Genomic DNA, 22649 nt, shown 5'->3' with positions numbered 1-22649 from the left:
AAAATCAGTTGAGAGAAAATGTTACATATTGAAATCCCGGCGCGACAAATTGGGGATTCGATTGAACCTGAAATAAAGCGAGTTTCACGATGATCGGCACCAGCTATCAATCATGCCGAAGGAACGGAAGCAAGCAAACTCAAAAGGTTGGCGAAATTGACCGGCTTGGTGATATGGTGATTGAAACCTGCCTTCAGCGCATCCTCACGATCTTGGGGCTGACCATACCCGGTCAACGCAATGAGAAAGGTTTTGGCGGTCTCCGGAAATGCACGCAGCTGCCGCGCCAGTTCGGTACCATCCATGTCGGGTAAGCCGATATCCAAAATGCATACGTCAGGCTTCTCCGTTCTCGCCGCCTCTAGTGCAGGCCATGCCTGATGCTCGGTTAAGACCTGATGCCCGGATGATGACAACAGCAGGCTGAGCGACTGCGCGGCATCGATATTGTCGTCCACCACCAGGATCTTCAACGCCTTGCCGGCGGCAACCTGTTCGCGCGGCATGCTGCGCCGTTCAAGCTGATTTTCATGCCCAGACTGGCGCGGAAGGCACACGGTAAATTGGCTGCCTTTACCTACGCCCCCACTTACGCAGCTGACTTCTCCTTCGTGCTGCTCCACCAGGCTTTTTACCAGTGCCAGCCCCAAGCCCAGGCCGCCCGCGGAGCGGTCCGATGTGCGTTCGGCCTGCGCAAACAGGTCAAAGACGTGCGGAACGAACTCAGGCGACATGCCGATGCCATTGTCCTCCACCGTCACCAATACCTGTTCCTTGTTCAGCTTCAGTCTCAGATGGATAAGGCCTCCCTCCGGCGTATACTTGACGGCATTCCCCAGGAGATTGGCAAAGACTTGCACCAGGCGCTTCATATCGCCCCGTACAATGGCGTCCCCGGAAATGCTTGAGACGGTTAACTGATGGCGCTTGGCCCGAACTTGCGGTTCTATCTGTTCTAAGGCTGCATCAATAATCCGGCGTATGTCGAACAGTTCCATGTTCAAATTCACCATGCCGCGCGTGACGCGCGACACGTCCAGCAAGTCGTCGATCAGGGTCGCCATATGCGACACCTGCCGCGCAATGATATTGCTGGCGTTAACCGTCATTGCCACGTCGTTTTTGGCGACTTTTAACAAGCTCGCGGCTGCGCTGATGGGGGAAAGCGGATTGCGCAACTCATGCGCCAGCATCGCCAGAAATTCATCCTTGCGCTGCTTTTCCAATTCCGCCGCACGTCTTGTTGCTTGCGCAAAGCTCACTATCGAAGCGGTGAGGAGGTGATCGATTGATTCGTTAAATCGGGTGATGTCTTCGATATCTGCCACACGAGGTGACTTGTTCGACTCCGCCCAAAGACGCAGGACGCTGGCACGCAAAGCGCGATACTCCGAAACGAGCTGCTCTATCGTGAACCGGGACTCCAGCCGGGCAATGCCATGCTGCTCGCCGGCGTCGGTTTCTGTTGTCCGGGTTCCGTCTCCGCGCGACTTGGATAATTGCTGATCCAGCGTCTGTGGTGTGCGAAGATCTTCTGCAATGATCTTGAGCATGATCGAAGCGTGGTTTCGCAGCTCCTTGCTTGTCATGGTGAGCGACGCAGGCTTCATTGTACGTGCGAAGTCCTCCCATTCCGAAAGGATGGCATCAAGTTGATCAAGAATGAAGTCGGCTAGGCGCACAGCATTCCCCCTTCTGGCTGGCAAAAAAATTCGGACAAAAAGTTATTAAATATAACAAATATCAAGCTTGATTTCCGCTGGTTGCGAAACGGAATTTTCTTGCTCTTTGCCGGCTACACTCATTTCTTCGACTCAGCTAGCCGTCCACTCGATCCCGTCATTCTCAGTGCTGAACATACGCATATTTTCCAGAACGTTTTTAGAGGGTGCCTCTCCAAGAAATAGACAAAGTCATGCATCAAGGAATAAATAGACAGGATTCAAGTGATGCGAGCCTCCATTGCAAAATTCCTTTTGATTTTCGCGGCGCTGACCCTTCTCGTGCCGGAATCCTACGCCAGGCGCATTGGAGGTGGCAGATCATTCGGCAGGAGTTCGCAGATGATGCGGCAACGCGCTGCGCCGCAGCCACCAGTGCAGCGCCAGCAACCGGCACCGCCGGTCCAACAAAGACAGCCTGCTCCGCCCGTAGCAAGTCCTCAGTCCGCGCAACCGGCAGTGCCAGCTCCGCCGCCTCGCAGGCAGGCCAACAGCGGATTCGGCGGCTTCTTCACCGGAGCATTGATAGGCATGGGCTTGGGCTCTTTGATCTCACGAGATAACGCGGCCCAGAGTAGCGGTGCCAGCGGCGACTGGACGGACGAGACCGGTAATAACAATCAGCAATCGAATGCCGCTCCACAGGCTCGACAGCCGGAAGGCAATCCATATGGGGCTCTTTTGTTGCTGGGCATTGTCTTCCTGGCGGTACGCTATCTGATAAGAAGGCGACGAGCACGGCGGCAGGCAAATTTCTATACGCAACGCCGATTCTGACGTGTACGAGTAGCCAGCTTCAGACGCATTTGGTCACATTTCCTGATCGACTGCATCCACCTGAAACACCCATTGGAGAACCATGGAAGGCACCATACTGAAAGACAATACCGTAGCCCACCGCCTGGAGCTGCTGGCGAACGATAAACTGGTCGGTACGGCTCACTATCAAATTTCGGGCAATACAATGACGATTACCCATACCGAAGTACTGGATGAGTACAAAGGGAAAGGTTACGGGAACGAGTTGGCAAGACTTGCGCTGAACGATCTCAGGAGAAATCAAATGAAGTTAAATCCAGCATGCCGCTTCATCGCCAGTTTTGTCCGCAAGCATCCGCAATATGCCGATTTGACGAGGCCTTGACATCTTCCCTCACCGGATGACAGCTTGGTCAGGCACTATTCCCGCCAACATCAACCGCCATGGTTATGTAAAACAGCATTGCGGCGGGCATACAGAAAGTAGATCGTCAGCCCGATCGCCATCCAGACCAGGAAGGCTATCCACGTCAGCGCCTGCAGATGCGCCATCAGGAATACGCAGAATGCGACCGATAAAGCCGGCACCACCGCGCCACCCGGACACCGAAATGCCCGCGGCAGATCCGGGCGCGTGCGGCGCAAGACCAGCACGGCAATGGAAACCAGCGAAAATGCCGCCAGCGTGCCGATGTTGATGAGCTCGGCCAGCACATTCAGCGGCACGAAAGCGGCGATGGATGCGAACACGACACCCACCGTCCAGGTCGCGAAGTAAGGCGTGGCATGCACCGGGTGCACCGACGACAGCCGTTCGGGCAGCAGTCCATCGCGCGACATCGCGAAGATGACGCGGGTCTGTCCATAGGTCATCACCAGGATCACCGTCGTCATCCCGACGATCGCCCCGAGGTCTACGAAGCCCGCCACCCAGGTTTCACCGGCATACTGCAGTGCCAGTGAAACCGGATGGTCCACGCCGGCGAATTTGGCAAACGGCACGATGCCTGTCATGATCGCGGCCATTGCCATGTACAGGATCGTACACACCGCCAGCGAGCCGATGATGCCGATTGGCATATCGCGGCGCGGATTGCGCACTTCTTCCGCAGCGGACGTAACCGCGTCGAAGCCGATGAAGGCAAAGAACACCAGTGCCGCAGCATTGAACACGCCTGTCGCGCCGAAGGGCGCAAACGGTTGCCAGTTTTGCGGTTTCACATGCCAGACGCCGACGGCAATAAACAGCAGTACCACGCTGACCTTGATAATCACCATCAGATTGGTGACCCGCGCGGACTCGCGCACACCGTACGACACCACCCAGGTAATCGTCAGCATGACCAGGAAGGCGGGAAGGTTCAGGAACGTCTCGACGCCCGGCACTGCTCCCGGCGCGGCGGTAAGCGCGGCCGGCAAGTTCAGGCCGAAACCCGCCAGCAGCGACTGGAAATAGCCCGACCAGCCGACCGACACGGCTGACGTGGCCAGCCCATATTCCAGCAGCAAGTCCCAGCCGATGATCCAGGCGACGATTTCACCCAGCACGGCATAACTGTAGGTATAGATGGACCCCGACACCGGGATCGTCGAAGCAAACTCCGCATAGCACAGCGCCGCAAATCCGCAGGCCACGGCGGCGATGAGAAACGACACTGTCAGTGCCGGGCCGGCTGTCAGCGCACCGGTTCCGGTCAGCACGAAAATGCCCGTGCCGACAATGGCGCCGATGCCCATCATCACCAGGTCCACGGGGCCGAGCACCTTTTTCAGGCCATCGTCACTAGCCACTGCCAGCATGGCATCGATATTCTTGGTGCGGAATAGACTCATCAATAACACTCCTGAGTTCGCCGTCTAGCGCGGCATCCCCTCCCTGGCGAGGTTGGACGCGAGGTTGGCAAATATATTACTCTTGTAACCCGGATTCCGATTCCCAGCCCCCACCCAGCGCAAGAAACAGTGCGACCTGGTCCGCCACCAATTGCGCATCCGACGACGCCAACGCGCTTTCCGCATTCGCCAGGCTGCGGTCGGCGTCGAGCGCCGTGAGAAAGTCGGTGCGTCCGTAGTCGTATAGTTTGTGAGCCTGTTGCGAAGCAAGCGCGCTCTGGTCTCGCGCGGATCTCAGACGCGCATTGCGATCCAGTCCGCGCGCATAGACTGTCAGCGCGCTTTCGGTTTCACGCAAGGCATTCAGAACAGTCGCATCAAAACGCGCCAGCGCCGCTTCGCTCCCCGCTTCCGCTTGCGCGATGCGGCTGCGTGCCGGACCGGTCATTGGCAAAGTCCAGCTGATCAGCGAACCCAGGCTCCAGCGGAATGCATTGGCCGCGCCGAATTGCGATAGCAGGCCGGTGCTGCCGGCGGAAAGGCCAAGGCTGATGCTGGGATACAGGTCGGCCGTCGCCACGCCGATGCGCGCAGTCGCGCCGGCGAGCGCGCGCTCGGCCTGCCGAATGTCCGGGCGCCGCCGCAACAGCGCGGCGCCATCGCCAACCGGAATTGGCGTATTCAGGCGCGGCGGAGTCCGGCATTCGGCAATATCCCTGCCGATCGTGCCCGGCACCTCGCCGGTCAGCACCGCAAGCCGGTAAAGCGCGACCCGATGCTGCGACTGTAGCGGCGGCAAGGCGGCGCGCAACTGCTCGAGCTGCGCGCGTGCCCGGCTGACGTCAAGCGGGCTGCCGCGCCCGGCTCGCACGCTTTTTTCCGTCAGCCCGACAAACTTGCTCTGCAAATCGATGGATCGCTGGGCCACGCTCATTTGCCGATTGGTCGAGCAGACATCGGCATACGCGCGGGCAGTATCGGCTGCCACCGTCACGTGCGCCAGATCACGGCCAGCCTGCGCCGCCTGCTCGTCGGCACGCGCAGCCTCGACCGCCCTGGCGATCTTGCCGAACAAGTCGACCTGGTAAGACACCCGTGCGCCAACATCGTATCCTCCCTGATTGGGCAAAGGCACGGGCGAACCAAGGGCTGCCCCGGACTCGCGGCCATAATTCGGTCCGGCGTTGGCGGTGATGACAGGATTGCGCGCGTCGGCCACTTCCTCAAGTGCTGCATGCGCGCGCGCCAGATTGGCGGCGGCGATGCGCAAGTCGGTATTGGCGGCGAAGGCTTTCTCGATCAAGCTGTCGAGCTTCGGATCGCGATATAGCTGCCACCATTTTGGCGGCAAAGGATTCGCCGAGAAGGATGTCTCCTTGCCGGCATCAAATCCGGCGGCTGCGGCGTTCCGATGGATGGCTGCATTTTCCGGAACATGATAGTTCGGGCCGACCACGGTGCAGGCAGTCGCGGCGGCACACAGAACCACAGCGCACAGCGTGCGCCAGACAAGCCATCGCAAGATGAAGGGTTTCCTCATGATTTCGCGTCATCCTTCGGCGCCTGTCGGGATTCCTTGCTGCCTGCGAGCACCTTGACGGTAGCAGTCTGCCCTGCCACCAGGCGCACGCCCGGCGGAATGCGGTCGATGGCAATCCGCACGGGAATCCGCTGCGCCAGCCGTACCCAGTTGAACGTCGGGTTCACGTTCGGCAGCAGATTGCTCCCCGTGCTGCGGTCACGATCGACGATGCCTTCCGCAAAACTGTCGACATGCCCGGAAAGATCGTCATTTTGCCCCATCAGCGACACAGATACGCGGTCACCGACATGAATCGCCGGCAGCTTCGTTTCCTCGAAATATCCTTCTACGTAGAATGAATCGCTGTCAATCAGCGCCAGCACCGGACGAGAGGCCGTGACATAGGCGCCCTGCCGCAAATCGAGATTGGTGACAATGCCATTAACCGGCGTGACGACGCGCGTACGCGCCAGATTCAGCTTGGCCGTCTCGAGGTTGACCAGCGACTGGGAAAGCTGCGCCTGCGCCTGATCCACTTTCGCCAGTCCCTGCTCGCGCACTTCCTGCGCTACCAGGTCGCGCAATTGAGCGTTTCGGCGGGCTTCACGCTGGGCTTGCGCCAGGGTGGCGCGCGCGCCCTGTACCGAGGCCTCCGCCTGCCGCAGCGCCAGTTCGAAACGCGCGCGGTCGATTTCAAACAGGACATCGCCCGCTTTGACTTGCTGGTTGTCGTGCACGTGCACGGCAACAACCGGACCGGTCACGTCCGGCGCGATCTGGATGACATAGGCTTTTACCCTTCCGTCACGTGTCCACGGTTCGACCTCATAGTGGCGCCAGAGGCGCTGGCCCACCAGAATTGCTGCTGCCACTAGTAACAGAGTTACCGAAATTCGGCCGATCGCCGCTAGAGAAAATTTGCTCGCCATTTAATAAAATCCGGTCGAAGAAAGAAATACCAGCGCGCCCAGAATAAGAACGAACAGCGCCGCATCGAACAGTGCCGGGTGCCAGACCAGGCGGTAAAAGCCGAGACGCGCCAGAACCCACGACATGCCTCGGGAAAGCGCCAGGGCCAGCAGCGATTGCACCAACAGCCAGGGCACGTACAAGCCATACAGGTTAAACTCGCCGCTCATAGTCCTTTCTCCACTGCCGATGCCATCTGATATGGCCGGGCGTCCGGGAACAAATCCCGCCGGATGCCGACCAGCGCCGCCACCATGTCGCGCTGGGCCAGGGCGCAAGTTTCCTGCAGCGCCTCGTCCAGCTTATCGAGCAAACCCGGCTCAGCCGCTGCCGGTCGATCAGGCATGGTCCGAAAATGTTCGGACAAGCTATTTAGCAAAACATGCAAAATCGGCAGCCGCCGGCGGATTTCCTCAGGGCTCGTTATCAACTGCGTCATATTCAGGCCGACGCGCAAGTCCCTCAACGCATCCACTGCGACAAGATTTTCATGGACAGGCGCCATGGCTAGCCGTGGCGTGAGCAATGCGATGCGATCAAGCATGCGCGCGGAAACCTCGGTCACGGACGGCGGGCGCGCCGAACGCGCAAGGCCGGCAAGCTCGCGCCACCCGGCACGCAGTAAGCGGCGGGCCGTATGTTCTGCGCTCACCGTGCGCAACAAGCGCGTAAACAACATGGCGGCACCAATGCCCGCAAGTTGCCCGATTGTGAAATTGAGGAAAGATGCCAAGTCCGCCGTGCCCGTGTCCATCATGCTAAGCGTCCCGGACACGCCAAACAGGAAGGCCATGGCCTTTCCTCCGGTGCTCGGCCGCGCAATCAACACGCCCAGCACGATATAAAGCGGCGCCAATACCAGCAACAACGATTCGAAGTTATGTACGGCTGGAAGGATGACCAGCAAGTACAGCGCCGACATCGGAATCGACCATAGCGTGAATTGCATGAATAGCTTCATTCCGGGCACGGGATCGTCCTGGGTCGCAAAGAGACTGCAAAACACGGCGGCCATCATGGCGGCCGCATAACCCAGGGGCCAGGCGGTAACGATCCAGAATGCGCAACAAGCCATGATGGCAATCGCTGCCGCCGCGGCGGAAAGCAAGGCCATGCCGCGATCCCGATGCAACACGCTAGGACTCAGGCGTATGCGCTCTTCCTTCGTCGCCACGGGATGTCCCTTCAGCCCGGCTTCGATTTCATGCCGCAACTGGCGGCACTCCTGCCACGCATATGTCAATCCAACCAGGCGCACGGCCAGATTGATCTTCATCGCCTCTTCCCAGGTCGTATCGGCATTGACTGGCGGCGCGAGCGCAAGGATGGTGTCGCGCAGTTCCGCGGCGCGGGAAGCATCGCTTGCCAGATCGCTCGCATCCTGCAGCGCCCACTGCTCTACCTGCTCCAGTGCCGCGCTCCATGGGCCTGACAGCGACTCGGGATGAATCTTGCGCAACTCACGCACGCGGTCTTCAACCCCCGACAACAGGGGCACCAGTGCCGACAGCCTGTCATGCAGCTGGCCGATGGCACTCGACGTCCAGCGCAGATGCGAGGTATCGAACGGCAGATGGGTAGACAACAGGCGCAGCTCGGTAATGTCCGCCGCCAGCTTGCCGCGGTCGCGTGATTCCCCATCCTGCGATGCGCCCCGCAATGCATCCTGCATCCATTTTCTGGCATCAATGACGGCTCGCTCAAGCCGCCTCGCAAGCACCGGGCCTAGACTGCGAGGAAAGAACAGGCTGTGAATCACCGTGGCACAGAGAATGCCGAGCATGATCTCCTCGACCCGGGCCAGCGCCACGTCGAAGATGGTGGCGGGATCAATCACGGCGGGAAAGCCGATCAACGCAGCTGTATAGCCGGCGAGCATGAACGCATAGGCACGCGGCGTACGGTCCAGCAAAGAAACATACAGGCATCCCGCCACCCACAAAGCCAAAGCCAGGGACAGGATTTCGGGCGCATTCGCCAGGAGCGGCACCATGACGATGGTCATCGATGAGCCGACGAAGGTGCCGGCAACGCGATAGACCGCCTTCGAACGCACCGGGCCTGACAGCGGGTGGGCCACGACATAAGCTGTCAGCATGGACCAGAACGGCCTCGCCAAGCCGATGCGCAAGGCGATGTACAGCGCGAGCATCGCCGCGGCAAAGCATTTCAGCGAATATATCAGCTCATTCCGGTTGGGCCAGCTCATAGGTTATGCGCCTTTGGCGTTCGCTCTAGCCTCATAACCATCAACTGCCGCGCCCAGCGAATGCAGAACCCTGAGACAGGCCTTGACGTCCGACTCCGGCATCCCCTGGAATAATTCACGTCGAAAGATGACCAATGCTTTTTCCAGCTGCACAGCCCGGCGCTTGCCTTCGCTAGTCAGCCTGAGGGCTCTGGCGCGGCGATCGCTGGCGTCTTCGCTGCGCTTGACCAGGCCGGCGTCAACCAGGTGGTCGATCAAACGCACAATCGACGAGGGCTCCAGTCCCAGCGCATCAGCCAGCTGCCCGGGCCGCACGCAACCGCCAAGGCGGGCAATCATGATGACCGGCCACACGGTTGCCTGCGACAACTCGTAGCCGGCCGCGAACTTGTCGGCTGCAGATTTATAGGAGCGCGAAACTTGCGTCAACGCCATAGTCAGCGCCATTAGTGTTTGGTCATAGGTTTCCATCACCGGCCATTTTACTTCGGATGCGAACTATTTGCATCCGAAGCAGATGGCGTAATCATACGGTTGGCGCCAAAGCCTGCTCGCATGGGGAAGCTGCAAGCAGACATGGGTATAAAACCATGGGGAAATTTGTCATATAAAACATAGCGCTCGACCTGGCCCACCGACTCAAACACTTGCCATATGTTAAAGTAATAGGCGCGTTATCCATTCTTCAAGATTCTTTCGGCAAGACTGCCAAGCTTCTGTGCGGTGAATCAGGATGACGCGGTTCCAGGTCAATTCAAATGACCCAAATTACTGTATCAGGTGCCTTGTGAGCTTGTTCCAACATCTCTCCCTATTGGCGGTACTGGTGCTTGCTGCCGGCTTTCTTTCCCTGACCGAAATATCGTTAGCCGGCGCCCGCAAGATCAAACTTAAACTGCTGGCCGAAGCCGGCGACGAGCGCGCCCTGAAGGTCATGGCCCTGCAGACGCAATCCGCCGACTTCTTTGCCACGTCACAGATCGGACTCAACGCGATCGCTATCCTGGGCGGCATTCTGGGCGAAGGCGCGCTGCGTCCTTTTTTCATGGAATGGCTATCGGCGGTGTACGATGGCCCAGGCGCCGAAAACATCGCTTTCGCGCTTTCCTTTGTGTTCGTCACCACGCTGTTCATCCTGTTTTCCGACCTGATGCCGAAACGCCTGGCGATGATCGCGCCGGAACGCATCGCGGTCGCCGTGATTCATCCCGTACTTTTCATCATCCGCATCTGCCGGCCGCTGTCCTGGGCGCTCAACCTGGTGGCAAACCTCCTGTTCCGGCTGTTTCGTATCGAGACGACGCGGGAAGACCGGATTACCTTCGATGAAATATCAGCGGTCGTCGAAGCCGGCGCGCAGGCCGGCGTGCTGCAGAAACAGGAGCAGCATTTCATCGAGAACGTCTTCGAACTGGAATCCCGCTCCGTCACCTCGACGATGACCATGCGGGATAACGTCGTCTTCTTCAACCTGAACGAAAGCGAAGAAGGCATTCGCCAGAAGATCGCCTCGTATCCTTTATCCAAGTTCCCGGTGTGCGACGGCGTGATCGACCGGGTCATCGGCTATGTCGATACGAGAGACATCCTGGTGCGACTCCTGAACAAGCAGTCGGTGTTCCAGCTGAATGAATCCAGCATCCGTACCGTCCTGATCATTCCGGATTCGCTGACCCTGTCGGAGCTGCTCGACCGCTTCCGCGCGACAAAGGAAACCTTCGCGGTAGTGATCAATGAATATGCGCTCGTCGTCGGCGTGATTACCCTCAGCGATATCATGCTGACCGTAATGGGCAACTGGGGAAGCGCGATTGAAGTCAATAACCAGATCCTGCAGCGCAATGACGGCTCGTGGCTGGTCGACGGCAGCACGCCGGTGGCCGACATGAAGCGCATGCTCGACCTGGGATCGCTGCCTGAAGAGGAAAATTATGAAACCGCCGCCGGTTTCATGATGTACATGCTGCGCAAAGTGCCCAAGCCGACCGACAGCGTCGAATATGCCGGCATGCGCTTCGAAGTGGTCGACGTGGATCACTACCGTATTGACCAGTTGCTGGTGAAACGCGTCGATGCCATCGCGCCTTAATCGCCTCATCGCCACTGCTGTCGCGCTACTTGCAGCGAATGCGTTCGCCGGCAAGACCGCTGAGCGCCCGGCTATCGAGAAAGTTGTCAATACAACTATCCATTCGGTGATGGCGGAGAACGACGTGCCGGGAATGGCCGTTGCCATCACTTTTGGAGGAAAGCGCCAATTCTTTCAATATGGCGTAGCCTCGAAAGAGACAGGAACCAAGGTCACCAAAAACACGCTTTTCGAGATTGGCTCGGTCAGCAAGGTGTTTACCGCAACGCTCGTCGCATATGCGCATGCGCGCGGCAATCTATCTCTCGCGGATAGCGCCGGTCGTTATCTGGATGAACTGTCCGGCAGCAGTTTCGACGCAATCAGCCTGCTTGAACTATGCACGTTCACCGCGGGCGGCCTGCCCTTGCAGTTCCCGGCGTCGGTCACGAATTCGGCGACGATGATTTCGTATTTCAAGGCATGGCGCCCTGAATTCCCTCCCGGCTCCCGCCGCCTGTATTCGAATCCCAGTATCGGCCTGTGCGGCCACCTGGCGGCGAAAAGCATCGGCCAGCCGTTTGACACCCTGATGGAAAAAACGGTGTTTCCCGCATTCGGCCTACGCAATACTTATCTCAGGATTCCGAATGAGCGCATGAATGATTATGCCTGGGGCTACGCCGGGGATGGCAAGGCGATCCGGGTAAGTCCGGGCGTCCTGGATTCCGAAGCGTACGGCGTGAAAACGTCCGCCGCCGATTTGATCCGGTTTGCCGAAGCCCAGATCGATAGCAAGGCGCTGGACAAGGATTTCAGCGAGGCGGTGGCCGCAACGCAGAGCGCATATTTCGATACCGGCGACATGCGACAGGGACTGGGATGGGAAATGTACACCTATCCGACTTCGCTCCGGCGTCTTCTCGATGGTAATTCCCCGCGAATGACATATGAAGCGGCACCGGTAACCCGGCTCGTTGCACCTCGGACTTCGCGACAGGACATGCTGTTCAATAAAACCGGCTCGACGAATGGATTCGGCGCCTACGTGGCATTTATTCCTGCCCGGCGCATTGGCATCGTTATGCTGGCCAATAAAAACTATCCCGTCGCCGCGCGCGTAAAAGCCGCGCACAGGATTCTGGCGGAATTGGACCGCGCCATTGTGTCAGAGGAAAGCCGGTAACAAGCTCCAGGTGTCCGATCTGGGCCGGGATCGAGAAGCCGATCGCAGCTAGAACGCGAGGCGTGGACCATGGAGGTCGACCTCGCCTGCGAAAGCACGACAACCATGTTCTCACACCATTTCAAATCTGCACCGCACAGTTCCTGAATTGCCGGGCGGACCGTTTTGTCCTCAATGGGAAGTTCAAATTCATTTGCTACAGCTTGATAAAGATCAGGCCCATATTTCCTGAACGTTCTTCTAAACGGAAAAGCAAGCGCTAGGCTGAATCGTGAGCCTTGATTTTCAAAATGCTCACGATCGAAATTCGCGCAAGTGGAGAACACCATGAACAAATTTATTCGCGCAACAGCATTCACCATGGTTGCCGCAGCTACATCCGCCGCCTGGGCGCAAGCCCAGCCAGACCTTGTCGACAGTACAGGCAGGGAAATCGGGCAATTCAAGGGTGATTCCGTGGTTGTCCTGTATGGCGGACAGACAGTCAGGATTTATACGGACGCGCACTGGGACTATACGCTACGACGCCCAGTATCGAGCGGCCTGACCTGGAGATTTGTGCCGCTTTACTACGAGTCGGCAAATTGCACCGGCCAAGCCCTGATCGGCGCTTCGCCGACCGCGCCCGTCAGCGAAGGTGCCGCATCGCCTGCCGCTGCGGCGCCTTACAGTCCTCCGGCACACGGCTCCCACTTCTACTTCGCGCCCACCAAACAGGGGGACGCCTGGACTGCCTATATCAGCGACGAGAATCCAACATTTCAGCAATATGCAATCAGATCGGAACGGCAATACGATGGCACATGTGCTCAGAAGTCCTACTCCAACCTCTGGGCAACCCCGGTCGTCACGCAAACGGGGCTTGAAATCTACGGCGTCCCGCCATTTTATGTGAGGTAGGTTGTCCGTTGAAGTAATTGAGCGAGAAGCGGGCGCTCAGCAGACAGCAAGCGGGCTGCAACCGACCGGCACGTCCGGCAGGCATGCAATCGCGGTGCGGTTTGCTTCCGGCTTCCTGTTGCGTTGGCCTCCGCGCCCGCCAGGCAGACACTCAGCCGCGCCGAGCCGCTTCGATCCGTGCGATATCAATTTTTGTCATCTCCATCATCGCTTCGAACGCACGCTTCGCAGCGGCGGGGTCGGGGTCGGTGATCGCCGCAGTCAAGGCGCGCGGCGTGATCTGCCACGACAATCCCCATTTATCCTTGCACCAGCCGCAGGCGCTTTCCTGGCCGCCGTTTCCAACGATCGCATCCCACAAGCGATCTGTTTCAGCCTGGTCATCGGTGGCCACCTGGAAGGAAAATGCCTCGCTATGCTTGAATACCGGCCCACCGTTCAAACCCAGACAAGGAATGCCCATGACCGTGAACTCGACCGTCAGCACATCGCCCTCTTTACCCGAGGGATAATCAGCGGGCGCCCGATGGACCGCTACCACTTCGCTGTCCGGGAAGGTCTCGGCATAAAATGTCGCGGCCTCGAGCGCGGCGCCGTCATACCAAAGGCAAATCGTGTTCTTGCTGACCATCTTGTTTCTCCTTTATTTTGAAGGGAAATATCTGCGGGTGTTGCATAAAAAACCACGACACTCTAACAGCTTACCGCGCGGTTTTTCCGGAAACAGCCATATCAATTTCATGCAGCAAAGTGAGCATCCGCCTGAAGACGGCGCCCATCAGTTTGAAAACCCGTACCATCATGTCGCGGACAACAAGCTGGGGTAGCGTTTGGTGAACCGTGCTTTGCGGTGACTGATGAACATCAGCTCGGTCGAAATCATTCGGACATTAGGACAAATTTCGGTCGGATCAAAACTTCAGGCGTTGGCGACAACAAATAAATTCCCGTTGGCGAGATATTCACAAGTTGAATTCAAAAATCGAACAGGCTCGATTTTTGTTACACGCCACATATCCGCTGCATGAAAATCAATTCCTATTTTCCACTACTGACCAAAAGCATTGATTAAGGTCATTTGCTCAAGGCTGCCAAAAGGTACGCTGCCCTTTGCACGATCGTGCAATTTATAGCCTCTTGTCATCAACAAGTCCGGCTTGCAATTACCAAAGTGGCATGTCCACATTCAATGTTTCGCTAGAAAAAATTTTTCATAGGCGAAACTCCTTAAGGAGAGGAAATGAGCAAGTGGTCCTGGAATAAATTCTGTCTAACTCTCTGCACTGGCGCCTTAACCGTTCTGGCAGCACCATCGCAAGCCGCATCCGGAAGTTATGCCTTCACCGACCTGGGCACCCTGAAAAATCAATCGCCCCGTCCGATCGTTTTTGAAACCGCCCGCGCATTCGGCATCAACGATTCCGTCCAGATTGTCGGAGACAGCATCACATCCTTCACAGGGGAACCCAGCAATCACGCCTTCCTGTATAACGGCGGCACCATGACTGACCTGGGCACCCTGATGGGCCCGACATCCGAAGCAAGTGCGACAGGATATGCGATCAATAACGTAGGGCAGATTGCCGGTACGAGTTACGTCGAATTCGGCGGCAATTTTGCAATAAATCACGCGTTTATTTATAGCGGCGGCGCCATGCGCGATCTCGGCACGCTTGGCGGCAGCAACAGCTATGGCTATGCCGTCAACAACGCCGGCCAGCTGGTCGGACGAAGCCAGGCAAGCTTTACTCCCGGCGCTAATCCCAGAACCGATCCGGCCCCCTATCGCGCCTTTCTCTACAGCGGCGGCAGGATGGCGGATCTCGGCACCCTTGGCGGCAGCAACAGTAGCGCCTACGGCATCAACACCGGCGGCTACGTGGTGGGAACCAGTCAGGTCGCCGGCGATGCGGCGACGCGCGCCTTTGTCTATCGCGGCGGCAGGATGATCGACCTCGGCACGCTGGGCGGCGCCAACAGCACTGCCTACGGCATCAACGATACTGGCCACATCGTCGGAACCAGTGACCTTGCGGGCAATAACCGGTCGCATGCGTTTTTCCATGACGGCAGTGCCATGAGGGACCTGGGCACACTGGGCGGATCGACCAGCGTGGCGAAAGCCATCAACAATGCCGGCCAGATCGTGGGATCCAGCAGGGTCAACAATCTGCCTTATGATCCACTCAACTACAGTACGTATTCGCAGGCTTTCCTGTATGAGAACGGCAGGATGATCAACCTCAACCACCTGCCGGAAGTTCGTAATTCGGGATGGGTTCTGCTGGAGGCGACCGCCATTAACAACAGCGGCCAGATCGTCGGCTATGGTTACATCAGGGGAGACGAGCGCTTCCGCGCGTTTCTGTTGACGCCATCGTGCGGCGGCCGAAACGGCCCGCCCATGCAAGGCCCGAAACATCCGCGCAAGTAAGTCCAACACCTGTCTGCCTGAAATTCCCGGGGCGATTAGCCGGAGTCCGCCCCGGGGCGCACGAGTCACTTGCGCGCCTTCCAGCAAATTATCCCCCTTGGCGTCAGCGCTTACCGGCAGTGCGCCGTCTGCATAATTCACCACGCCTGAAAAACGCGCCAGCCAGCGTTTTGCGCCAGCTTTCATTTCACTCGCCTGGCGCAAGTCGACCTTGCTAAGCAAAACACGTACGTACGTTCCCGAATTTAAAAATCCGCCAGGAAAGCCGATACTAGATCGCTTTCTTGACTGCTGGCCTTTTCAGCTCCCAAGCCACGGAACACCGGGCCCAGGTTATCCGCGCGACTCCTGGCGGGTTCACTTTATTTTCGAAACACCATGGATCTCACCAAGGAATTCATCAAATCCAAGCGCCCATGCACCGATGGATTCAGATGGTTTCTGCGTCACCACCACGAAGGTTCCGACTATCAGCCGCTGCTCGACTCGCTCGTCGCCGCAGGACGTGTCAACGACGCCATCTGGCTGCTGAATCAGTTCGGCCCGACCGATGCAGTGCTTGCGGTAGACAGCATCGATGCCGACGCTATCGTGTTTGCCGGCACGCTTGAAGTAAAAGGAAACATAGAAGTCGACACGGCCTTATGCACGGGACGCGGGATTCGTGCCGGTGGTGGCATTCACGCCGGGCAGTCCATCGCGTGCGGCGACGATATCCGGGTTGCCGGCAGCGTGCGCAGCGGTGGCTCGATGGACGTCACGGGCGACGTCAGGGCTGCATGGGGCATCGAAGTCCAGGGAATACTAAAGACAGGCGGTGACCTGCGTTGCGAATGGGACTTGATATGTGAGGCCGACTTGACCGTCACCGGCGCCATGCATGTCGGACAGGATGCCATCGTCAAAGGCTCGGTCCAGTGCGGCAAGGGCATACGAATCGGCGGATCGATCAATAGCCTGGGCGGCATTCGCGCCGAACAGGGCATCGAGGCCGGCGAAGATATCCGGAGCATCAGCCATCTCGAAACGAAATGGGGCATCAGGGCCGGCAGGAACATCCTCACCGATGGCGCCATCAAGGCTGGCGAAAGCGTGCTGGCCGGAGAGGAAATACAGGTCGGCGACGGCTACGGGATATACGCCGGCTTGATGGTGCACATCGAAGACTGGAAAACGAGCGCCCAGGTTAAGGCCGCTAACAAGCCGAATCGCCTGATGAGCGGATGGTGGGCCGGCAAACCCGGTGACCGACTTTAGCGGCGGACGCGAATTGGCAATCCCCCGCCTGCCCCGCCTGGAATTTGGAGGCATTTTGCATAGCTTGACATTACCCTGCTTGCCTTGGCATCTGCTCCCGCTGGGACTGCGCATCGATGTCGAGCGCGAATCGTCCGGTTTTCAAAATGAGCTGGACGTTATCAATCGCCGCCTGAATCGTCCAGGCGATGCGCTTTACGATCTGCCTTTGCTTGACATCCCCTACCCCGGCCTGGCATTCCACTATCGCGAAAGCGATGGCGAACACTACGTTTACGTTCGCGACACGGTACGCCAGCGCCTGGCAGGATACACCGTGTTCAATCGATTGATAGAACTCGACAAGCGGGCGGACAAGCATTTGCGCGCCCCGCATTCCAAGTATCACGACGCCTATCAGCGCCGCGGTATCGCGACTGCGGTTTATCGATGGTGGCTGGAGAAAAATGGGCAATGCCTCGTGAGCGGCGCTCGCCAGTCGCCGGCCGCGCACGCCTTGTGGCATTCGCTGGGAAGTCGGCATGAACTGTTTTATGTCGAGTTGCGGGACAAGCGCCTACAGTTTCTGGGCAAGGAAATCGAACATCATGCCCTCGGCGATCTGCACACGCGGATGGTTTTACTGGGAAGCGGCTGGAAAAAGGAGCAGTTCGCCGAAAAGACCGGCATGCTCCTTCCTCCAGGCCCGTAGGGTGTGAATGAAGCCGGCAGTGGCTATCTGTAGTACATGCCCGCCGCTTCCGGCTGATTGGTCACATCGAGAACGCGCAGGCATAGCTCGCGCCTGCCGGGCATGCGCCAGTTGAGCGTTTGTCCTTTCGACATGCCGAGCAATGCGCTGCCTACCGGCGTAAAGACGGATATCGTACCGGCGGGATTTACCACCCCAGGATACACCAGCGTATATTGGTACTCCGCATCCGCCGCACGCTCAAAGAACGTGACAGTCGAATGCATCGTCACCACGTCCGCCGGCACTTCCTGAGGCGACACGATGTCCGCAAGGTCCAGCTTTTCCCTCAATGATTTGATCTCATCGAGATTTCGGTAATTGAAATTCGAGCAGTACTCTTCGATCCGTTCCAGATCGAAGGTCGTCACGATAAATTTGAATTGCTCTATCTCTAAAGGGGCGTTCATATCTATAAATCTATTTCAGTTAGAAATGCAAGGCCAGGGTATTGGAACAAGTATCTGCCATACCTGGCGTTTGCGTAATTGGTAAGCATACGTACGGGTTTTACTTACGGATTACGTCAATCGGGGCCATCCCCCCGATTGCCAATCACCGGTCCGTACGTTTTAATCAAAAATCATTCCCAAACGCTGCTGGCCAGGAACCCGAATGCCACCGCGCTTGCGGCGACAATCCGCACGACATTCCTGTAGCGAGCACGCTGATCGACCAGGGTCATGGCCAAACGTCTTTTATGTTTGATATCGCGCCGCGATTTATGTCGCAGTGCAGAAGCTATCGGGCGTGAATCAAGTAATTTATCTTTCATTTCCACTCCTTTACTATGCCGCCGGTCGCTCGAACCAGCTGTCTTTACCGGGATCCATTCTGGGAATTACCAGTACGTCGCCGGATGTCTGGCTGATCGCGCGCCTGGTCACATTCCCGGTCAAAAACTCTTCCGTGCGAGAAGCGCTATGCTTGCCCAGCACAATCAGGTCTGGATTAATCTTGTTCGCGACGGCAGCGATCATCGGCACCGTCCAGCCATAGGCGATTTCACCTGTTATCGTTTGTCGCACAGGCCCGAGTTCCGCGATGAACTGCTCAAGGTCCTGCGCAGCCTGTGCCCAGCGCTTACTACGGTAGTCGCCGATAACAGCTTCGCTCAGCCCGGCCTCGCGCATCTGCCCTTCTTCTCCCATGCGAAACGCATGCAAAAATACATGGTGCGCATCCGGGGCGATCGACAACGCCAGTCTCGCGGCGTTAAGCGCTTCCAGGGAAAAGTCCACCGGAATCAGCACCGTCCGGTACGGGCTGCATGGCTGATTCCGCACCAGCAGCAATGGCCGGTCGGCCACGCCCAATAAACGTTCCGCCGTCGAACCCAGTAAATTTCCAAGGCGGCTACGCCTCTCATGGCCGACAACGATCATGCCGGCATCGGTTTCATCGGCCATGCCAATGATCGCCGTCGGCACGTCACCGGAGCGAATCGAGTAATGGCATTGGATTGCATGTCTGGCGCGGATCCGGCTTTGCGCGAACCGGAACTGGCGCTGCACCTGGTCCCTGTCGGAATCCGGACTGGCCAGCACGGCATTGCTGCGCAAGCGGTCGAACCAGTTGGCGGCGTACGTACGCCGTACCGTCATCACGTCCAGCGAATCAAGCCGCAGATCTTCACAAAGCTGTGCCGCCCGCAACTCGGCGCTGATCGAGCGTACCGTCAGGTCGGTCGCCAATAGAATGCGCTCAAGAACAAACATCGCCTGCCCTATCGCCGATTCAATGGATCGTCAGGCAGATGCGCTTATCCGCGTCCGCCTGCCCTGGAAATGCGCGTCACCCATTCGAACAACCGGTAGCGACTGCGCGGTGACTGGTTGCTACATCGTGCCGGTCAAGCCGTGTTCCTTCGCCGGCACGATCAACACATCGCACTGCGTTCGCGCCAGAATGCGGGAAGTCGTGCCGCCGAAAAAGAGTCGCCTGAACCAGGACTTGGACGCCTGGCCGATGACCACAAGGTCGGCTGCGAATTGCCGCTCCTTGTCGAGGATGAGTTCCGGTGCATGGCCGAATTCCGCGACCTTGACCGCCTTCCTGAGCGGTACGCCGCAATTTTCCAGCAATCGGGTCATCATATCGAGGGCACGTTCATGCTGTCTGATCCGCAGTTCGCGCAGTTCGTCATCGAACGCATTACTGAAGCCGGCCCGATTTCCCTGATAGTGGTCCATGGCATGCACGACGATCAGTTCCGCATCGGGCGCCAGTTCATGCGCCTGCCTTATCTGGCAATCCGAATTGCCTGACCCGTCGACGGCAATGAGGACTCGCCGGTACGGCTTTCTCGGCGCGTTTTTCATAACTAAACATTCCGCAGCACTCATTCCAGGTGTTCTCCAAGATGCCGGTGCCGGTTTTTCGCCGGGCGGCCTCTGTACAGGTTCGTGGCGTAAGCAAGCCGCGACTGAGAGTATCCCCCATATCGGCGAAAAAAAAAATTGGTGCGAAGACGTACGTGTTTTACGTACTGCCCGACATGACTCTCATCTCTATTGCCGGCAAAGACTCAAGGCGTTTCTTCGGTATCATTACCACCTTGTTCGTTTCTTGCTCCGACATGCTCGACTTGCGTTCATTGCGTTATTTTTGGTGGGCAACAGGGGCTGCGCTTGCGTATATATCCCTGGATATCCTGTGCGGCCCGCCGATGCGCTATCAACCCATCAATCCGATCTGGCACCCGGCTGCCGGCCTGGCGGTATTCGTCCTGATGCGCAACGGTTGGCGCGCCCTGCTTCCCCTGGCGGCGGCCATCGCGCTCTCGTCATATGCGGTGCCGGTTTTGCAGGGCCGGCTCGCCTGGTCGATTGCCGTCGGCCTTTTGCCGCTGCCCGGCTACTTCGCCGTTGCCTACTTCATGCGGCGGCGCCTGGCACACGGAGAATTTTTAGCCAGCCACAAGGGCTTGATCACCTGGACGGCTGCCGTCGCGCTGGTCAGCCTATGCCACGGCCTGCTGTATTCGAGTGCGATCATGAGCGCCGGCGCCATCGGCGTGGATGCCTGGTCCAACACGCTCATTCGCTACAGCGTGGCGGAAATCGCCGGGATCGTCACGTTCATGTCGATCGCCTATTGTCTGACCGATTATGAATCGCGCCTGAATTTTTTCGGGCGGGTCAATAACTGGGAAACACTCGGCTACATTTCGCTCATCGCCCTGATTCTCTGGATCGCGCTGAAGCAGCCGCCCAAAGAATCCATTACCTATTTTCTGTTGTTCTTTCCATTGGCATGGGCGGCGGCGCGGCAAGGGATGGCCGGCGCAGTTGCCGCGACTGCGGCATTGGAGATTTGCGTCACCGTCGCCACCTTTTTACCGGATAACTACGCTTCGAGAGTGCCTGACGTGCAGATGCTTGTCCTGACCCTGACGCTATCCGGTTTTCTGATCGGGATCGCCGTCGACGTCGCGCGCCGCGCCAGCAGCGAATTGAGGCAATCGCTGCGCCTGGCCGCCGCCGGCGAAATGGCGGGAGCGCTGGCGCATGAACTCAACCAGCCGCTCACGGCCCTGGCCGCCTATGGCAGCGCCTGCACCCGCCTGATCGAACGCGAAGGTGGCAATCCCCTCTTGCTGAAAACCGTCGCGGCGATGGCGGCGGAATCGGAACGCGCCTCCAATGTGCTGAAGCGCCTGCGCGACTTTTTCCGCACCGGCTCGACCCGGCTTGAGCGATTGCAGCTCGCCGAGCTGATCCAGGCATCCGCAACGCCGTTCCATGAGCAGGCGCGCAAGGAAAACATCGACTTCACCGTGCATGACTCTCCTGCCGCACGCCTTCTGGGCGATCGCGTGCAGTTGGAGATCGTGATTCGCAACCTGCTTGCCAATGCGTTCCAGGCCGTATCCCAGCAGCCGGACAGCCAGGGCAGAAAAGTGGTGATCGACTCGGGAACGGACGGCGACTGGATATGGATCCGCATTGCCGATAACGGCCCGGGAATTGCGAATAAGATCCGGGCCAGGCTTTTCGAGCCGTTCATCTCGCTCAAGTCGAGCGGCATGGGCCTGGGCCTAGCGATCAGCCGATCGATCATTGAAACGCACGGCGGCACGCTTGCCATCGAACCGAGCCCGCATGGCGTCCTGAAAATCACCCTGCCGGAAGATAAAGCCGGTCATGAGAGCGACAATGAGTAATGCGAACAATACAGTCTATATAGTCGACGACGATGCCGCGGTGCGCGATGCCCTCGGGCTCTTGCTCAGCCTGCATGGATATAGCACGGCGTTCTTTCCGAACAGCGAGGCGTTTTTGCAGGCATGCGACAACACGATGCGCGGCTGCCTGTTGCTGGATATTCGCATGCCCGGCATGGATGGCCTGGCGCTGCAAAAAGTTTTGCGCGAAAAAGTGCCCGAGCTGCCGGTGATTATCATTACCGGACATGGCGACGTCGATTCGGCGAGAGAGGCATTCCGCGCGCACGCGGTCGATTTTCTCGAAAAGCCCCTGCAGGAAGACCAGTTGATCAAGGCGATTTCCGAAGCTTTCGACAAGTACGAGAGCGCGGAAAAACAGCGCACGGCAATTACGGCATATGCCGAAGCCTACGCGACGCTGACGCCTCGAGAACGCGAAGTTCTGGAACTCGTCGTGGCCGGCCGCCACAACCGGGAAATCGCGGAATTGCTTGGCATTAGCGTGCGTACCGCGGAAGTGCACAAGGCCCGCATCATGGAAAAAATGGATGCCGCCAATAGCGCCGACCTGGTTCGCAAGCATTTGCAAAACGAACTGGCGATCAGCAGAGGTGCGTGAAAATGTATGCCGCCTTGACGTCTTCGATTCGTTCGATGCCTTGCCGGCGCAACTGGGACAGCAACTCTTCCTCCGTAAGATACGCGCGTCGCATGTTGCGGCGCATGAGTCTGCCGTTCCGCACGACTTGCAAGGGATTGCACGCATGAAGGTCAGGATCGACAGATAGATGATCGAACCCTTGCCAGTTTTCCCGCAAAGTGAATGATGGAATCGTACAAAGGCTCTGGTGCATGAGCCTTATGCATGGCCAGTGTGCAGCCTAACCGATGTT

At 58.1% G+C, this 22649-nt stretch carries 23 protein-coding genes; 10 read left to right on the top strand and 13 right to left on the bottom strand.

The features are described 5' to 3' along the window. Positions 1–110: 110 nt before the first annotated feature. Entirely contained in the window at positions 111–1682 is a 1572-nt protein-coding gene (locus EDC30_RS01575) for a hybrid sensor histidine kinase/response regulator (RefSeq protein ID WP_132256642.1), read from the bottom strand. An 898-nt stretch (positions 1683–2580) separates the two neighbouring features. On the opposite strand from EDC30_RS01575, the gene EDC30_RS01570 reads away from it, so the two are divergent. Beyond that, positions 2581–2865: a GNAT family N-acetyltransferase gene (locus tag EDC30_RS01570; RefSeq protein WP_132256640.1), complete on the top strand. Its 285-nt coding sequence runs from the start codon at positions 2581–2583 to the stop codon at positions 2863–2865. A 50-nt stretch (positions 2866–2915) separates the two neighbouring features. Here EDC30_RS01570 and bcaP read toward each other — a convergent pair whose 3' ends face one another. From bcaP to EDC30_RS01540, 6 genes are all read right to left on the bottom strand, one after another. Next, positions 2916–4313 (bottom strand): branched-chain amino acid transporter BcaP, encoded by a 1398-nt coding sequence (gene bcaP, locus EDC30_RS01565; protein WP_132256639.1) that lies wholly within the window; start codon positions 4311–4313, stop codon positions 2916–2918. A 76-nt stretch (positions 4314–4389) separates the two neighbouring features. Next, on the bottom strand, positions 4390–5853 hold the full coding sequence (locus EDC30_RS01560) for an efflux transporter outer membrane subunit (protein ID WP_132256637.1): 1464 nt from the start codon (positions 5851–5853) through the stop codon (positions 4390–4392). After that, complete coding sequence (locus tag EDC30_RS01555; RefSeq protein ID WP_132256635.1) at positions 5850–6764, bottom strand: efflux RND transporter periplasmic adaptor subunit; 915 nt, start codon at positions 6762–6764, stop codon at positions 5850–5852. Before EDC30_RS01555 ends, EDC30_RS01560 begins: the two co-directional genes overlap by 4 nt. Next, complete coding sequence (locus EDC30_RS01550; RefSeq protein ID WP_132256634.1) at positions 6765–6974, bottom strand: DUF1656 domain-containing protein; 210 nt, start codon at positions 6972–6974, stop codon at positions 6765–6767. Next, entirely contained in the window at positions 6971–9013 is a 2043-nt protein-coding gene (locus EDC30_RS01545; protein ID WP_132256632.1) for an FUSC family protein, read from the bottom strand. The genes EDC30_RS01550 and EDC30_RS01545 overlap by 4 nt, the downstream gene beginning before the upstream one ends. Positions 9014–9016: 3 nt before the next feature. Then, positions 9017–9448 (bottom strand): MarR family winged helix-turn-helix transcriptional regulator, encoded by a 432-nt coding sequence (locus EDC30_RS01540; protein ID WP_424446888.1) that lies wholly within the window; start codon positions 9446–9448, stop codon positions 9017–9019. A gap of 352 nt (positions 9449–9800) precedes the next feature. On the opposite strand from EDC30_RS01540, the gene paeA reads away from it, so the two are divergent. The 3 genes from paeA to EDC30_RS01525 all read left to right on the top strand — a co-directional run bounded on the left by paeA (position 9801) and on the right by EDC30_RS01525 (position 13167). Beyond that, positions 9801–11102, top strand: a complete 1302-nt coding sequence (gene paeA / locus EDC30_RS01535; RefSeq protein WP_132256629.1) for a polyamine export protein PaeA — start codon at positions 9801–9803, stop codon at positions 11100–11102. Then, complete coding sequence (gene ampC, locus EDC30_RS01530; RefSeq protein ID WP_132256627.1) at positions 11086–12267, top strand: class C beta-lactamase; 1182 nt, start codon at positions 11086–11088, stop codon at positions 12265–12267. The genes paeA and ampC overlap by 17 nt, the downstream gene beginning before the upstream one ends. 327 nt (positions 12268–12594) lie before the next feature. Beyond that, the gene (locus EDC30_RS01525; RefSeq protein ID WP_132256625.1) at positions 12595–13167 is read left to right on the top strand and encodes a hypothetical protein; all 573 of its coding nucleotides are present in this window, start codon (positions 12595–12597) and stop codon (positions 13165–13167) included. Positions 13168–13318: 151 nt separating this feature from the next. Here EDC30_RS01525 and EDC30_RS01520 read toward each other — a convergent pair whose 3' ends face one another. Then, positions 13319–13798 (bottom strand): VOC family protein, encoded by a 480-nt coding sequence (locus EDC30_RS01520; RefSeq protein WP_132256623.1) that lies wholly within the window; start codon positions 13796–13798, stop codon positions 13319–13321. Here EDC30_RS01520 and EDC30_RS01515 point away from each other — a divergent pair. From EDC30_RS01515 to EDC30_RS01500, 4 genes are all read left to right on the top strand, one after another. Continuing rightward, positions 13788–13994, top strand: a complete 207-nt coding sequence (locus EDC30_RS01515; RefSeq protein ID WP_132256621.1) for a hypothetical protein — start codon at positions 13788–13790, stop codon at positions 13992–13994. The genes EDC30_RS01520 and EDC30_RS01515 overlap by 11 nt on opposite strands. Positions 13995–14407: 413 nt before the next feature. Next, positions 14408–15601: a DUF3466 family protein gene (locus EDC30_RS01510; protein WP_132256620.1), complete on the top strand. Its 1194-nt coding sequence runs from the start codon at positions 14408–14410 to the stop codon at positions 15599–15601. Between the two features lie 378 nt (positions 15602–15979). Continuing rightward, complete coding sequence (locus tag EDC30_RS01505) at positions 15980–16858, top strand: hypothetical protein (RefSeq protein WP_132256618.1); 879 nt, start codon at positions 15980–15982, stop codon at positions 16856–16858. Between the two features lie 64 nt (positions 16859–16922). Then, positions 16923–17549: an N-acetyltransferase gene (locus EDC30_RS01500; RefSeq protein WP_243656606.1), complete on the top strand. Its 627-nt coding sequence runs from the start codon at positions 16923–16925 to the stop codon at positions 17547–17549. 23 nt (positions 17550–17572) lie between these two features. On the opposite strand, the gene rnk is transcribed toward EDC30_RS01500, so the two are convergent. The 4 genes from rnk to EDC30_RS01480 all read right to left on the bottom strand — a co-directional run bounded on the left by rnk (position 17573) and on the right by EDC30_RS01480 (position 19909). Then, positions 17573–17998, bottom strand: a complete 426-nt coding sequence (gene rnk / locus EDC30_RS01495; protein ID WP_132256616.1) for a nucleoside diphosphate kinase regulator — start codon at positions 17996–17998, stop codon at positions 17573–17575. 173 nt (positions 17999–18171) lie between these two features. After that, positions 18172–18363: a hypothetical protein gene (locus tag EDC30_RS01490; protein WP_132256615.1), complete on the bottom strand. Its 192-nt coding sequence runs from the start codon at positions 18361–18363 to the stop codon at positions 18172–18174. Positions 18364–18376: 13 nt separating this feature from the next. Next, positions 18377–19306, bottom strand: coding sequence for a universal stress protein (locus tag EDC30_RS01485; protein WP_132256613.1), 930 nt, complete (start codon positions 19304–19306; stop codon positions 18377–18379). 120 nt (positions 19307–19426) lie between these two features. Then, positions 19427–19909, bottom strand: a complete 483-nt coding sequence (locus EDC30_RS01480; protein ID WP_165973692.1) for a universal stress protein — start codon at positions 19907–19909, stop codon at positions 19427–19429. A gap of 176 nt (positions 19910–20085) precedes the next feature. On the opposite strand from EDC30_RS01480, the gene EDC30_RS01475 reads away from it, so the two are divergent. Together EDC30_RS01475 and EDC30_RS01470 are read left to right on the top strand one after the other, a co-directional pair. After that, entirely contained in the window at positions 20086–21753 is a 1668-nt protein-coding gene (locus EDC30_RS01475; protein WP_165973691.1) for an ATP-binding protein, read from the top strand. Beyond that, positions 21746–22375 (top strand): response regulator transcription factor, encoded by a 630-nt coding sequence (locus tag EDC30_RS01470; protein WP_132256608.1) that lies wholly within the window; start codon positions 21746–21748, stop codon positions 22373–22375. Before EDC30_RS01475 ends, EDC30_RS01470 begins: the two co-directional genes overlap by 8 nt. Here the strand turns inward: EDC30_RS01470 and EDC30_RS19965 are convergent. Next, entirely contained in the window at positions 22359–22610 is a 252-nt protein-coding gene (locus tag EDC30_RS19965) for a YetF domain-containing protein (RefSeq protein ID WP_132256606.1), read from the bottom strand. The genes EDC30_RS01470 and EDC30_RS19965 overlap by 17 nt on opposite strands. Between the last annotated feature and the right edge of the window lie 39 nt (positions 22611–22649).

The organism is Paucimonas lemoignei, from assembly GCF_004342585.1.
Classification (GTDB): domain Bacteria; phylum Pseudomonadota; class Gammaproteobacteria; order Burkholderiales; family Burkholderiaceae_D; genus Paucimonas; species Paucimonas lemoignei.
The sequence above is the reverse complement of the archived record's forward strand: the minus strand, read 5'-3'. Positions and strand labels throughout refer to the sequence as shown.